Below are 14,816 nucleotides of genomic sequence, written 5' to 3'. Positions count from 1 at the left end.
TAACTTTTTTTAATCATTTTTAAATTTAGAAATTACATGTTTTAAGGAATCAAAATCAAGGTATATTTCTCGATGAACGTCAGAATATTTGTATGGAACTGACAATTCATCTAGTTTTTTGCATTTTTCAATTGCTTCGTCCTCAGTTACACTGAATGCATAATATGGGGTCATGTTTTCAAGATCAAAAACAGTTGATACCCTTTTAAACATTTCTTTTACAGTATCTGAAATATCGACAATTATTGACTCATTTTCAAGAGATACATTAAACCCGAGTTCTTTTAACTCATTGTATGCAAATGCTTCCCCATCATCCATCATTTTAAAGCGAATTATACCACTTTCACGACCGCTTGTAATAATCGGGTTAAAATTCCGAGATATAAATTCGATTACGGAATTATGAAAGTTCATTGATTCGATTAATTCTTCCATTCTTTCCTTTTTTAATAAATCGATTATTCCACCAATATATTGATCCCTAAATATTTCAATTTTTGAAATATCTGCATCTTTTGTCTTTATTCCTTCTTTTTCGAGTAATTTTTTAAAATATTTTAAATACGAAGTATTTTCAAATTCGATTTCGTAAATATCCCCCTTCATCCTGCTTTTATAAACTCCCCTCAGTTCATAACGGATGTAATATTCCAGTTCAGAGCGAATTTTTTCATCGATCATAATTTGGCCCCCTCAAAAATAGAGATAGTAAAAAATATATTGTTTCAATATTAAAAATCTTTAAAAAAAGTAATGGAGTAAATGTGTAAGTATTATTTTATAATTTTTGAAAGATCAAGACTTTCTTCGACTAGCTTCGATAATTTATCCATGTTTTCATTAAAAATTTCAGCATAATTATCATTTTCAATTTTCGAAAGATTCTTTTTATGCCTCACAAAATTTACGAGGTAATTTCTAAATTCAAAATTTTCAAGTATTCCGTGAAAATAGGTTCCAAAAATATACGAATTTCCAATTATCTTAAAGGAGCCGTCATATGAATCCCCACAATTTCCAAAACCTCTTGAAAGTGATATTAATGGCGTTTCATTTGAAACTGAATGTCCTTCATGTAATTCATAGCCCGTCACATTAAAATTTTGATCAAAAATTGATATTGTTCCAGTTGAGTTTTTTATTGCCTTTTCATTTCCAAAAGTCGTTTCCATATCAAATAATCCAAGTCCTGAAATCGTCCCGATGTCCCCTTCTGAAAAATCTTCATCAATTAACATTTTTCCTAACGTCTGGTACCCACCACAGATTCCAAGAACAATTCCGCCGTTTTCTACAAATTCTAAAATTTTTTTATCTAACCCATGCTTTTTCATTAAATCCATTTCAACAGTGGAACATCTGGTTCCAGGTAAAATTAAGATATCCCCTGTTATATCATCGTTAAAATCAATATATTTCATTAAACAGTCGCTTGAAAGTGGATCAACGTCTGTAAAATTTGCAATTTTTGAAAACTTAACGATATTTACCTCGATCGGGCTTTTTACATTTCCAAATACTCTTTTACCTTCCAGAGCCTGACTGTCTTCTTCAGGAAGTATCAAAGTTTCATCATAAAGAATAGTTCCAATAACGGGAATTTTGGTCAGTTCTTCAATTTTTTCAAACCCATCTTTTAAAACATCAATATTTCCCCTAAATTTATTGATTACAAATCCTTTTAAGAGGTTTCTCCAGTTTTCAGGTAGTAACTGGACTGTTCCATAAATCGATGCAAAAACCCCGCCTCGATCAATGTCTGAAACTAAAATTGCATCGGCTCCTGCAATTTCCGCGACCCTTAAGTTTGCAATATCGTCTTTTAATAAATTTATTTCACAACAGCTCCCAGCTCCCTCGATTACAACGTAATCATAATTTTTATCCAAATAATTGATACTTTGTTTTATTTTATCTAAAAAATCATCTTTTTTTGACCGGTATTCATTATAATCCCTATCTTCGTAAGGAATTCCGTGGACGATTACTTGTGACACAAAATTTCCTTTTGGTTTCAACAAAATCGGGTTAAAATGAACTGATGGTTCAGATCTTGCAGCCATTGCCTGAGTGTACTGTGCTACTGCAATTTCTCCGTCTTCAATGCTGACCCTTGAATTTAAACTCATGTTCTGCGATTTAAATGGCGCTACCTTGTAACCCTTGTTTGATAGCATCCTGCAAATTCCGGATACCAAAACCGTTTTCCCACTGTTTGAAGAGGTTCCTACGACCATGATAAATTTAGCCATTTTTAAACACCGAGAAATTTTTTAATTTGTAAATTTTTCTTTAGCAAAGGTATGGAAAAACCGAACATATAATAGTTACGATATGGATCAATGAAAATCTAAAAATTTAATGTTAAAAAAATATTAAAATAAAGGTTATTCAACTATTTCAGACATTATTTTCAAAAATCTCTCGTTTTCTTCAAATGTTCCTATTGAAATTCTGAAATAATAAGGTTCGAGTCCTTCAAATGAATAACAGTCCCTTACAATTACTCCTTTTTTCAAAAGTGCTTCACAAAACTCGCTTGAATTCATGCCGTTTTTAACTTTTACAAGCATGTAGTTTGCTTCTGTCGGGTAAACTTCAAGTTGCTTGAATTTTTTCAAACCATTGTAGATTTGTTCCCTGCTTTCAATTCCTTCTTTTAAACATCTGTCAAAGAACTCCTTATCCTGAAGTGCAGTTATTGCGGACACTTGTGATGCCCTTGTTAAACTAAAGATTGGTTTTATCCTCATCATGTAGTCAACGATTTTTTTACTTGTAACTCCAAAACCAACTCTCTGCCCAGCTAGTCCAAATACTTTTGAAAATGTTCTTAAAACAAGCACATTATCATATTTTAAAGCCCAATTTGTTAAATCATACTCTCCTTTTGAATATTCGATGTATGCATGATCAATCATCACAAGTGCATCGGTACTTTCAACGATTTTTTTAATATCTTCTGTTGGAATTACGTTTCCAGTAGGGTTATTTGGAGTACATAAAAATATTACTTTCGTTTTTTCAGTGATATTATTTAAAACGCTTTCTACATCAAGTTTAAATCCATTTTCTTCGTCAAATTTTGCCCATTTTATGTTTGCACCATGGATTTTTGCAGAAATTGCATACTGGGTAAATGTTGGAATTGGAATGATTACTTCATCGCCTTCATCGATTAATATCCTCATGATGTTGTCGATTACTTCGTCAGCCCCATCTCCACCGACAATTATATTTTCAGTAGGCATTTTTGTAAATTTACTTATTTCGTCCATTAATTCAGGGTTTATCGGTTGAGGGTACTGGTGAAGGTTTGACACCTCATTCATTAATTTCTCTGCAATTTTTGGCGAACAGCCCCAAGGGTTTTCATTTGAACCCAATTTGATAATTTTTTCAGGATCTATCCCATAATTTCTTGCAATTTCTTCTTTTGACTTTCCTGGAACGTATGCTTTAAATTCCTTAACTATTGCTCTTACTTTATCATCAATTGACATGAAAAACACCTAAACAAAATAAAAATAAAAAAATTAAAGTATTTCATCAGCATTTAATTTTTCCGCGTTGTAAAGTTCTTTTGCCCTTTTGTATATCAATTCATCGGCAACATCTCCATCTTTAACAAGCACTACAACTTTTGAAGGAGATATATTTGATATAACTTTTGAAATCTGCTCTTTTGTGATTTTACATTTTTTTTCTATTCCTAAGAGAGCTTTTTCTGGAATTTTTGGATTTACAACTTTCATATCCTCAATTTCCAAAACTCCTTCTGTTGAAATAATGTTCAAATCAGGATTGATCTCTTTTAATGACTTCAAGACTTTTTTATTGCTTACAATATACAAAGCCTGCCCATCCAAAGAAACTGTTTCAAATTCAAATCCAAACCCGCCTAACACATTGTTAATGTGTTTTTGGGCTTCAAAAAGAAGTTTTGAAAATTCTTTAGCCTTTTCTTCGTCCAAATCATGATTTGGCGCATATTTGTAAAGATATTCATCTGCTTCGATAAGAGAATGAACTGCTTTTTTAAATTCCGAACTATCGATTTTTCCAGCTTTTGCATCCGTAAATGTCTTTTTATCGTTATTTTGGCTTGGATTTTGAGTTGTTGCAACTGCCTTTGTTTTTGAAATCGTTTCAACAGCTTTTTTAATTAATTCCTTTGAATACTGTGTTTCTGACATATTATTCCTCAAAATAATTATTCCTGTAATTCAAGTCTTTCCAATTCTTTTAACAATAGAACTAAAAATACCCCTACATCCGTAACTACGCCAATGGCCTGTGAAGTTCCCCTATCCATTAATTTAGTAACTGTTGAAGGCTGTATATCAACACAGACTGTTTTTATGTACGAAGGCATTAAGTTACCCGTTGCAACGGAGTGTAAAAGTGTTGAAAGCATAATAACCATTTTTTTATCCATTACCATAGTTCTCATTTGATCCTGTGCAACCATAGCATCAGTTATAACGTCGGGAAGTGGCCCATCGTCTCTTATACTTCCTGCAAGAACGTAAGGGATATCGTTTTTTACACACTGGTACATTATACCTTCTTTTAATACGCCACTTTCGACTGCGTTTTTAATGTTTCCAGCATCAATTATCGTATTTATCGCATAGATGTGGTGTTTGTGCCCACCAGTTACTGGTTTAGCAGTTTTTATGTCTACCCCAAGTGAAGTTCCAAATAGTGCCGATTCAATATCGTGTGTTGCGAGTGCATTTCCTGCCAAAATTGCCTGAATGTATCCTAGTTCAACCATTTTTGCTAAAGCAGGGCCACCACCGGTGTGTATAATTGCAGGACCGCCAACAATTGCAATTCCGCCTGTTCCTGTTTTTTTATAATTTTCCCTTATTTCGTACATTTCCTGTGCAATTCTTTTAATAATTGCTTCTTTTGGCTTTTCAGATGATACTTCGGAGTTCATGAATTCAAAAAGCTGTCCTGCTTCTCTTGATTTTTCAGGAGGCATTACTCTGATTCCGTTGTGTCCAATTACTACGAAATCCCCTTTTTTTACTTTTCTCATCACTTTTGTTTCTGCCCTTTTTTCTTCGGGATAAACTACAATTACAGCATCCATTTTTGGATTTGCAACTTCTATCCATTCGTCATTTACTTTTACGTGCGTTGGGTGATTTGTAGTTGAATAGAATCCATCCGGTAGAACGCTATCTTTTAAAGCAGGTTTCAAATTAGCATTTTCAATTTCAGGGATGTTTGCACCGACATTTTGAAGTTCTTCAAGAATTTGGTCAAGGTGCTGTTCACTAGTTCCAGAAATTAGCAATTTTGCATATGATACATCGGTTTTTTTCTTTCCGATATCAAATTCCAAAACATTATAGTCTCCGCCAAGTTCTAAAGTTCTGTCAAATACTTTTGCGAGTATAAAACTGTCAATTATGTGTCCTTTTAATTCAATTTCCCTCATGAACATGAAATCACCCGATAAATCTCTCTAAAATTCAGTTAACAATTGTGTATGTACTACATAAATATATAATTTTTTGAATGTAATAAAAAAATTATTTAAAAAAAGAACTGTTTTTCAAATTATCTTTTTTCATCTTTTTCATAAATTTTGGAATGTATTCCTCAGCAGTATCGACAGACATCGGGATGAATTTATCTTTTAAATACTTTCTTTTGAGCATTTCTGAACCAACCCATTCGTTAAATCGTTTGTCCTGTATAACAACAACACCATAATCCGTTTCAGTTCTGATTAATCGTCCAATCATCTGTATGACTGTTCTTGCCATTATATGAAACGAGGTCATTAAAAATGCACTCCATGAAGCATCCTTAACTTTTCTCGACTTCAAACGTTCTTCGAGAAGGGTTTGTTCTCTTTTCAAAAGAGGTGTAGGAACTGGAAACGGCAAACTATCAATTATAACACAGGTTAATGCATCTCCAGGGATATCCACACCTTCTGCAAATCTTCCGGTTGCTAAAAGAAGGCCCCCATATTTTTGAAAGTCTTCTTTTAGTTTTTTTGCAGCTTTTCCATCCATTCCGGATTCATAGCAGTACATGTTTCCACGATATCCTGCATCCAAAAAGTATTCGTGAGCCGTTTTTAAATCCCCAAAACTTTTAAAAAGTATCAAAGTATTTCCTTTTGCGGCCTTTACCATTTTAAACAGATTTTCATTTGCGTTATTTCGTTTTTTATTGTTTGACTGGAAATCTATCGAATTAAATTTCATATCTTCTCCATCGGAGAGCGAAATTATGTTTCTTCTATCTTTTGAAAAAGGACTGTCTAAAAGTAGTGTTTCACTTTTTCCCATTCCTGTCTTTATTGCATGAATATTCAAGTCTCCAAGTGTTGCTGAACAGTGAACTACTGAAGCGTCTCCGTAAAGTTTACTTAAATACGTTGAAACAAGTACTGGCTCACAAAGAATCGATCCGTTGTTTTTATAAACTACAAAATTTCCAGTAATATGTCTAAGATTGCCCAAATTTTCCAAAAATTCAACAAGAGGGACGTCAGAAATTCTCCTATCTGCAATAAATTGAAGCTCCAATGGAATCAAAGCCTTGTTATCGATTTTAAATTTCATATCTTTTTTATCGAGTTCCTCATTTTCGGTTAAATCTTCAATTCGTTCCTTGATTTTTACTATTTCATTATAACCTTCAAGAAGCGTACCCAAAATTGCCACATCTTCTTTCAATCCAAATGAAGTAATCTTAAATCCATCAAATACCAGTGAATTCTTACAGTCTTTTCCAGCCGCGTTTTTTACAATGTAATCTTCAACGATTGTCCAGAATGTATCGTCATCTTCTTCAGAAACTCTATCAAAGTGAACTCTCAACCTTGAATTTGAGTAGTGGTATGCCATAAATCTAAGTCTTCTTAAAGCATATTTTGGATTTATAACAATTGTAGCAGCATTTCTAATACTTCCTTCTAATTTATGGGCTTCGTCACAAATTACGATATCAGTTTGCTTCTTTTTGTCGATTTCGTCTTTTAAATAGTAGTAAATGCTGTTGTTCATCACAATTATATTTGCATCAAAACATTCGATCTTTGCTTTTTGATAATCGCACAGGCAAAGGGGGCAGTAAAATGTTGTATTTCCATCAAATTCGATCTTTTCCTTTTTTGTACCGCAGACACAGACTGGTTTTTTGTTTGGCCGGTAAATACATCCCTTGTTTAATTGACAGTAAAGCGTGTTTGCTTTATCCCCTTTTGATTTACAGAAAAAATTACCCTTCCCCATCATAAAAGATACTTTTAAATTGTGTTTTAATGAAGTTAGATCTTCTACGATTCTTTCTTGCTGATCAATCGTTTCCGTAAGAATCATTACCCGTTTTCCACGCTCTGCAAAGTATAATGCAGGAATTAAGTAAGATAAAGTCTTTCCAACACCAGTTGGGGCTTCAACTACAAGGTTTTTCTTATTAGTTACACATTCGAAAATTTTTCCCATTAAAACTTCTTGCTGGGACCTCATTCCATGATAAGGAAATTTTTCTTTGGAATATTCTTTAAATTCGTAAAAATCCATGATTACCACATAACTTGAAAATAGTTTGAAAATTTAATAAGGTGCCACCTTTTATTTATAAGTATTTATTCGTGGCAAAAATAGAAAAAAAGCTGTTTTTATATTCAAAATTAAATTTAAATGAATTTAATCGCTGTAAATTTTTTTATCATATTCTATTATCATTCTTTCAGCATCAAAATATTCTACAACATGGTTTACGGCATTTACGGCCTTTTCCCACCATTTGTCAGTATCATAAATCTTTATCGCTTCTTCAAGATACTTGTACATCTCATTTGCTTCGTAATCTTCTTCAAGATTTACCCCATCCCCAATAGTAAAACTATCCTCAGGATAAGCTTTTGCCCATTCAACGTGCCATCCATCCATCGTACTCATGTGCATTGATGCATTCATAGATGCGGTCATTCCAGAAGTTCCTGATGCCTCATTTGGCCGTCTTGGTGTATTTAACCATACATCAGAACCCTGTTTTAAGAGTTTACTGAGTTTCAATTCATATCCGGTTAATACTGAAACATTTTTCAATTCCCTTGTTTTTGAAACTATCCAGTTAAATGTAATTTGTGCATTTGAATCCGCGGGATGTGGTTTTCCAGCCCACAATACTTGAATTTTTCCAGTTTTTAACAAATTTTTAAACCTTTTTTCATCTCGCAACAAAAATGAAGGTCTTTTGTAATCTGCAAATCTTCTTGCCCATACTACTGTTAAAATATTTGGATCAAAAAGACTTCCAGTTTGGTCAGCCACTTCTTCAAAAAGCTGCTTTTTTAATTCCATTTTTCGTTCGCGAAGCATTTTTATATCTTTTTTTTCCGCTGCTTCTTTTATCTGCTTATCCTGCCAGTAATATTTATCTTGTGCATTTGTAATGTTTATTATTGGCTCCCGATTAGTAACCCAAGCCCACATTTTTTCAGAAGTTTCTCGGTGAAGCTCTGAAACTGCATTTGCTCGTTTACACATTCTTAAGGCTGCCACTGTTAAATTAAACGGATTTCCACCATATTTTTCAGCGGTTTTCGTATCAATACTTCCAAAAAAGCCCATACTTTTTAAAAGATTTATATCCTGCGTTTCATTTCCTGCAGGAATTGGGGTGTGTGTTGTAAATAACAGATGTTCTTTTACATAGTCAATTCCATAGTCTTCAAGCATTTTGAATGCAATTGGTAGAGAATGAGCTTCGTTGATATGGAAAAGTTTTACATTTTCACATTCCCGAATAACTTTGTATCCCCCAACTCCCAAAACGATTTCTTGCGCAATATGGGTTAAATTATTTCCATCATAAAGTCCGTAAGAAATAGTTCTCGATAAATGATCGTTTTCTGGAATATCCGTTGTTAAAAAGTAGATCGGGCAAGTGTTAAATGTACTTTCTTCTAATTTGTACGCTTTAATCCAAATAGTCGTCCCGTTTATTACCACTGGAACTTTTAAATCAATATCTGTTAAAAAATCGTAGTATTTCCTTATATTTTCAACTTTCATACGGCCTTCACGATCTCGCACTTGATCGTAGTATCCGTAGCTCCAGAGCATGGAAACGCCAACTAAAGGTACATTTAGTCTTTTCGCTGCTCTAAAGTGGGATCCTGCTAAAAACCCGAGTCCTCCTGCATAAGTCTTTAAAGACTGATCAATTGCAAACTCCATGCTAAAATAAGCAGTGTTTTTCATTAAATCCCCCAAAACAAAGTTAAAGCGTGAATTTTTGAGTAATATTATCTTTCTATTTTATGTTTATTAAATATATCTAAAAGAGAGTAATAAATTCTATTTTAAAGTGGCTGTTATGATCGTTATTGGGTTTTTTGAAAGCATTATGTGCCCAGAACTAATTTTTTTTCCATATGACACAGATAAATTTACAAAATCCACGTTGTATCCAAGTTCTTCAAATTTAGTGATTATTTTTACACTGTTTTCAAGAACTATTGTATTTGCAACAACTTTCTCAATTTTTTTTTCTTTTAAAATTTCCAAAGTTTGTTCGATATTTTGAGTTCCGCCAATAAATACCTTGTTAAAATCGAATTTTGAAATTAAATCTTTTGCATCTCCATGAAATACTTCACAATTTTCTATTTTAAACTTTTTTAAGTTAATTGATGTTGTATTTTTTGCGTCTTCACTGTTATCAATTGAATATACAAATTTTGAGCGTTTTGCGATCTCCACACTCATGCCGCCGCTACCGCAACCAATGTCTAAAACTATATCTTCGGGATCCAAATTTAATTTACCGATACTTACGGCCCTAATTTCTTCTTTAGTTATTGGAACCCCTTCCATTCTAAAAAATTCACTGTCTTGGATCATTTTTTCACATTAATTATTATTTTGATTAACAAGTTATAAATACTGATTTTAGCTACTTATATATTGGCTTAATTTTTAAATAGTAACAATTACGGTATTTCTATACAATTTTATTATTCTCATCATATCTAACAAAAAGGTGAAGTTATGGCTGACGTTTTGACTGAATTACCGGGAGTAGGCCCATCAACTGCGGAAAAATTAATTGAAGCAGGATACCTCGATTTTATGAAAATTGCAACTTCAACAATTGGTGAACTAACCGATATTGAAGGAATCAGTGAAAAAGCTGCTGCTAAAATGATTATGGCTGCAAGAGACTTGTGCGACCTTGGCTTTAAAAGCGGTGTTGAATTATTAAAACAAAGACAGAGTGTTTGGAGACTTTCAACAGGTAGTAAAGAATTAGATACTGTTCTTGCAGGGGGGCTCGAAAGTCAGTCCGTAACTGAATTTGCAGGTATGTATGGAAGCGGTAAAACGCAAATCATGCATCAAACATGCGTAAATTTACAAATGGCTGAAAAAATATTTGCTGATTTAGAAGGCGTAGTAGAAGAAGAAATGGAAAATCCAAAAGCAGTTTATATTGATACTGAAGGTACATTTAGGCCTGAAAGAGTTGTTCAGATGGCTGAAGGAGCTGGAATTGATGGCCAGACCGTTTTAGACAATACATTTGTTGCAAGAGCATACAACTCAGATATGCAGATGTTATTTGCTGAAAAAATCGAAGACTTAATTAAAGGCGGAAATAACATTAAATTAGTAATCATCGACTCCCTTACAAGCACTTTCAGGAATGAATTTACCGGAAGAGGTAAATTAGCTGAAAGACAGCAAAAATTGGGTAGACACATGGCTACACTAAACAAACTTGCAGATTTATACAACTGCATTGTTTTAGTTACAAATCAGGTTGCTGCAAAACCAGATGCATTCTTCGGTGTTGCTGAACAAGCAATTGGTGGACACGTTGTTGGACACGCTGCAACATTCAGATTCTTCTTAAGAAAATCAAAAGGAGATAAAAGAGTTGCAAAATTATACGACTCACCACACTTACCCGATTCAGAAGCAGTCTTTAGAATTACAGAAAAAGGTATTCAGGATTAATATCTTTTAAAAATAAATTTTATATTTTCTTTTTTAAAAATTAAAAAATAGAATTTTTTGGTTATTTTTAATTTAAAATTATTTTATCATTCCCATTTCTTTTTGTCGTTTTATTCTCTGAGCCAATATACATGGGCCGTTTCTTTTTCCGCCAATTGGTACATTTGGAGTTCCAAGACAGTTCATACATCTTGCCATGACACTTGCACCAAGTGCGAGTCCATCTTCAACGAAAATTATGTTTTCAGAAACGTTATCCCATATTTCAAGTTCTGAAAGCATTTCAATTATCAATTTTGGCTTTTGACCAGTAATTCCTGCCCTTCCAGTAATCCCTATTGCAGTATCTCCACTTATAATTCCTTCTTCGTGTGCAATTTTTATCAATCTCTGAGTGATTTTTGCAGAAACTATATCCAAAGTATACATTAAAGTTGGAAGATTTGATTCTTTCAAAATTTTTGCACCGATTTTTTCAAGTTCGGGAATATCGCTTCCATTTTCACCGACATCGCAACCAGTTAAAAACGTTCCTGCTTTTTCTGCGCTTTCAGGGTTTACGGGAACAGTTCCAAATCTTTCCATCCCCATTGGAACCTCTTTTATGATTACGTGCTCGTGAATTTCTTTTGCATATTTTTCCGCGAGTTCTTTGTTTGGACTGCCCTTTTCAGCATGAATATCCAAAACCGCACCGCCCCGTTTACTTACTAAATCGGTTCCACGAACAACCGCATCAGAAACTGCACCTGCGAGTCCACAGAGGTTTCCTATAACTTTTGCATAAGGTTCACCATTGTTTGTAATCCTTCCTGCAAGGGTCGTTCCAAAATCAATACTAATACAAGGGTTTCTGTAGTCGACACCAGTCCACTTACCCCCTATTTTCAATCCTGCAGTTACAAGTTCTCCTTCCATTTCATTTGCAACCACTTCTTTTCCAGTCGGAGGAACTACCCCAGTTACTGCCCCATCAAAAATCAATTTTTCAATTAATGTGTAGTCTTGAAGTATTTCTGGAAGCTGTTTTTTTGTCATTATTGGTGTCATCTTTCCATTTGGAATTCCTGCCATTCTGCATCCTTCAGCAAGAGATACGATCATTACACCAACTTCTTCAGGGGATGCAAAACCTGCAGTAACTCCAGTACTTCTAACAACAAAGTGAAGGTCATTTACATTCAAATGCGCTTTATCCATTGCACCTTTTAATACATCGCGAACCATTTCAGAAACTGCTTCTTTTGTTAGCTCAACATCCCAGATTGTTCTTCCAAAAACTTCTTCTCCTTTTTTTGGAGGCCTTACATCTCTTGTCATTCTGACTTCTTTTGATACAACGTATGTTTTTCCAGAACCCATCTCTGTTGCACATATAATCGCTTTTGTTGTCGTGTTTCCAAGCTCAACAGATGCTACCGTATAATATGGCAATATATTTTGATTTGGACCTACTCTCCTTGGATTTAAATCCATTACATCAATACTCTGTGATTTTGCGTAGTGAATTTTTGGTGATTTACTAAATATTCCTTTAATTGAATCAAGAAACCCCATGTATATCTTCTCCTTAATTTTAAAATGCATTATAGACATTAACGGATTAAAAAAACAGTATAAATTATGGAAATTTGATTATATAAATGTAGTATTTTTGAATTTTAATTTGCGAGTACATATTAAATTTAATATTACCCATTAATTTAAACAATTGCAATGATCTAAACTTACAATTATGACTAAATTAACCATTTTTGATTAACCGGACTTAGAATTCCCATCTAAAAGTTAATATATGTGGACAATGAAGAGAAATATCATTATTATCAACCCATAAAGGAGATAATATGAAAATCCCCCCAATCTTAATAATAATAGCATCAATATTAATAATAACTTCTTTTTCAGGATGTATCTCTTCTTATGGTGCAGAGTGTGACACAGTAAAACCAGGTGTTTTAACAATTGGAATCACACCCATTTTACCGCCTCTACAGTATTATGAAGAAGGAGAACTGAAAGGCTACGATATAGACCTGATGAAAGAAATTGCAAATAAAATGGGTTTAGAGCCTGAATTCAAAGTTTACAGCTACAAAGGTGCAGAAGAAGCACTTTTAAATGGTGAAATTGATTGCATTCCCTCGACTACAGTTTCACCCGAAAGAAAGGAACGAATGGAATTTTCAAGGGCATACCTACAAACATATATGATAGTTGCAGTTTTTGAAAACAGCCCATATACGGAACTTAAAGATTTAAACGGCAAAAAAATTGCAGTTTTTAAAGACACATACTCTGAAGACTGGTCATACTCCTATTTGGGAAGTATTGATGCAGAGCTCATATCTTATGAATCCATTGATAAATTAATGTCAGATATATATTCTGGAAATCTTGATGCAGTTGTTACTGATCAGATACATATGGACTACTACTCAGAACAGAATAATTTTGAATCCAGAATGATTTCTGAAAAAATGACTATTGTCTATTGGGCAGTTGCATTGAAAAAAGATAATGGCCTCCAAGACCGAATAAACGATGCTTTATTTGAATTAGAACAAGATGAAGCACTCTACGAATTAAAAAATAAATGGTACGATTAAATAACTACTATTATTTTATTAATTTTTTCTATTTTCCAAAGAGAACTCTATCTAAAATTGGCCTGACAACTGTTGAAGGATTATCCATATCCCCATTTTCATTTATAAAATCTACAAGGTTGTTTTTATTGATAAAATCAAAAATTCGATCCATTTTATCATTATTTAACATGTTTAAAATTTTTCTAATTTTAATATTCTTATCAATTTCAGAAGCGATTTCGCTTTTCCAGTTTTTTTCATAGTTTTTCAAAAAATCAATGTCACAATTTCCTTCAAAATACTGGTTTATTGTATCTGCACAGATTTTTCCGCATTTTGCACCATAATAAAGCCCACCGCCACTTAAAGGTTTTACCTGGCCAGCAGAATCTCCAACAAGCATTATATTGTCTTTAACTGTTTTTGAATATCCAATTGGAATTGCACCGCAAATAAATTCAACAGGGGTTGCATTTTTCAAAATTTCTTTTGCAATTTTATTAGTTTCTAAAAAATCCATTAATTTTTTGTAAGAATTATTCGAATCACACATTCCAACCCTTACCCTATCGTTTCCAAGTGGAATTATCCATGTGAAAAACTTTTCAGAATACCTTTTATCATAAAATACATTAACGAAATCGTCATCAATTTCTGCATTAACAAACTCGATCTGAACTCCAGAAATTATTTCTCGCTTTTTATCTAGCATATTCAATGATCTACCAATTGTTGACCGTATTCCATCAGCCCCAATAATTACCTCAGGAGAAACTTCGAATGTTTCATCCATGTGCATTATCTGTAATTTATGCTTAGTCTTATCCCAAATTGTAGAAGAATTGTTTGAACTTTTAATTTTTCCGTATGATTTTAACAATACATCCACATTTTTAGAAGCCCTTGTTGCAATATCCTTATCCATTACCTTTCTTTCAAACACTTCTGCCCGGATTTCTTCATTTCCAACTGTAACAGAACTGTTTCTCGAATAAATATGCGCCCCCCCAATTTTATTTACTGAACCTTTTGGATTTCCAAGTTCATTTATACATTTTTTACTTAAAAGTCCTGCACACTGCAATGGAACCCCGATTTCTTGATGTTCTTCTAAAACAAGCACTTTCTTATTTTTAATATTCTCTCCAGTGATAAATCCACAAGGTCCGCCACCAACAATTACAACGTCGTACTTTTCAAAATCCATAGTATTCCT

The 14,816-nt window shown here is 33.3% G+C and carries 12 protein-coding genes; 2 read left to right on the top strand and 10 right to left on the bottom strand.

Annotation, left to right across the window (positions count from 1 at the left end; all coding sequences use genetic code 11):
- Positions 1-9: 9 nt before the first annotated feature.
- The 8 genes from MMARC5_RS01920 to cbiT all read right to left on the bottom strand — a co-directional run bounded on the left by MMARC5_RS01920 (position 10) and on the right by cbiT (position 9,893).
- Positions 10-684 carry a hypothetical protein gene (locus MMARC5_RS01920; RefSeq protein ID WP_011868147.1) on the bottom strand — a complete coding sequence of 225 codons (675 nt, stop codon included), beginning with the start codon at positions 682-684 and terminating at the stop codon, positions 10-12.
- 92 nt (positions 685-776) lie between these two features.
- Complete coding sequence (gene cobQ, locus MMARC5_RS01915; protein ID WP_011868146.1) at positions 777-2,255, bottom strand: cobyric acid synthase CobQ; 1,479 nt, start codon at positions 2,253-2,255, stop codon at positions 777-779.
- A 135-nt stretch (positions 2,256-2,390) separates the two neighbouring features.
- Complete coding sequence (gene hisC, locus MMARC5_RS01910) at positions 2,391-3,506, bottom strand: histidinol-phosphate transaminase (protein WP_011868145.1); 1,116 nt, start codon at positions 3,504-3,506, stop codon at positions 2,391-2,393.
- 33 nt (positions 3,507-3,539) lie between these two features.
- Positions 3,540-4,199 (bottom strand): DUF2100 domain-containing protein, encoded by a 660-nt coding sequence (locus MMARC5_RS01905; RefSeq protein ID WP_011868144.1) that lies wholly within the window; start codon positions 4,197-4,199, stop codon positions 3,540-3,542.
- A 17-nt stretch (positions 4,200-4,216) separates the two neighbouring features.
- A complete protein-coding gene (locus MMARC5_RS01900) occupies positions 4,217-5,464 on the bottom strand; it encodes an ornithine cyclodeaminase, nickel-pincer nucleotide-dependent (protein ID WP_011868143.1) in 1,248 nt (415 codons plus the stop codon).
- A gap of 88 nt (positions 5,465-5,552) precedes the next feature.
- Positions 5,553-7,562 (bottom strand): ATP-dependent DNA helicase, encoded by a 2,010-nt coding sequence (locus MMARC5_RS01895; protein WP_011868142.1) that lies wholly within the window; start codon positions 7,560-7,562, stop codon positions 5,553-5,555.
- A 126-nt stretch (positions 7,563-7,688) separates the two neighbouring features.
- A complete protein-coding gene (gene glgP, locus MMARC5_RS01890; protein WP_011868141.1) occupies positions 7,689-9,251 on the bottom strand; it encodes an alpha-glucan family phosphorylase in 1,563 nt (520 codons plus the stop codon).
- Between the two features lie 96 nt (positions 9,252-9,347).
- The gene (gene cbiT / locus MMARC5_RS01885) at positions 9,348-9,893 is read right to left on the bottom strand and encodes a precorrin-6Y C5,15-methyltransferase (decarboxylating) subunit CbiT (protein ID WP_011868140.1); all 546 of its coding nucleotides are present in this window, start codon (positions 9,891-9,893) and stop codon (positions 9,348-9,350) included.
- 147 nt (positions 9,894-10,040) lie between these two features.
- Here cbiT and radA point away from each other — a divergent pair, with 147 nt between their 5' ends.
- Positions 10,041-11,009, top strand: a complete 969-nt coding sequence (radA, locus tag MMARC5_RS01880; RefSeq protein WP_011868139.1) for a DNA repair and recombination protein RadA — start codon at positions 10,041-10,043, stop codon at positions 11,007-11,009.
- Between the two features lie 78 nt (positions 11,010-11,087).
- On the opposite strand, the gene MMARC5_RS01875 is transcribed toward radA, so the two are convergent.
- Positions 11,088-12,566, bottom strand: a complete 1,479-nt coding sequence (locus MMARC5_RS01875; protein WP_011868138.1) for a methanogenesis marker 14 protein — start codon at positions 12,564-12,566, stop codon at positions 11,088-11,090.
- Positions 12,567-12,856: 290 nt separating this feature from the next.
- Here MMARC5_RS01875 and MMARC5_RS01870 point away from each other — a divergent pair, with 290 nt between their 5' ends.
- The gene (locus tag MMARC5_RS01870; protein WP_011868137.1) at positions 12,857-13,618 is read left to right on the top strand and encodes an ABC transporter substrate-binding protein; all 762 of its coding nucleotides are present in this window, start codon (positions 12,857-12,859) and stop codon (positions 13,616-13,618) included.
- Between the two features lie 28 nt (positions 13,619-13,646).
- On the opposite strand, the gene MMARC5_RS01865 is transcribed toward MMARC5_RS01870, so the two are convergent.
- Positions 13,647-14,807: a geranylgeranyl reductase family protein gene (locus tag MMARC5_RS01865; protein ID WP_011868136.1), complete on the bottom strand. Its 1,161-nt coding sequence runs from the start codon at positions 14,805-14,807 to the stop codon at positions 13,647-13,649.
- Positions 14,808-14,816 lie beyond the last annotated feature (9 nt).

This window comes from Methanococcus maripaludis C5, from assembly GCF_000016125.1.
Classification (GTDB): domain Archaea; phylum AGJL01; class Methanococci; order Methanococcales; family Methanococcaceae; genus Methanococcus; species Methanococcus maripaludis_D.
This window is presented reverse-complemented; position numbering and strand designations above follow the sequence as displayed.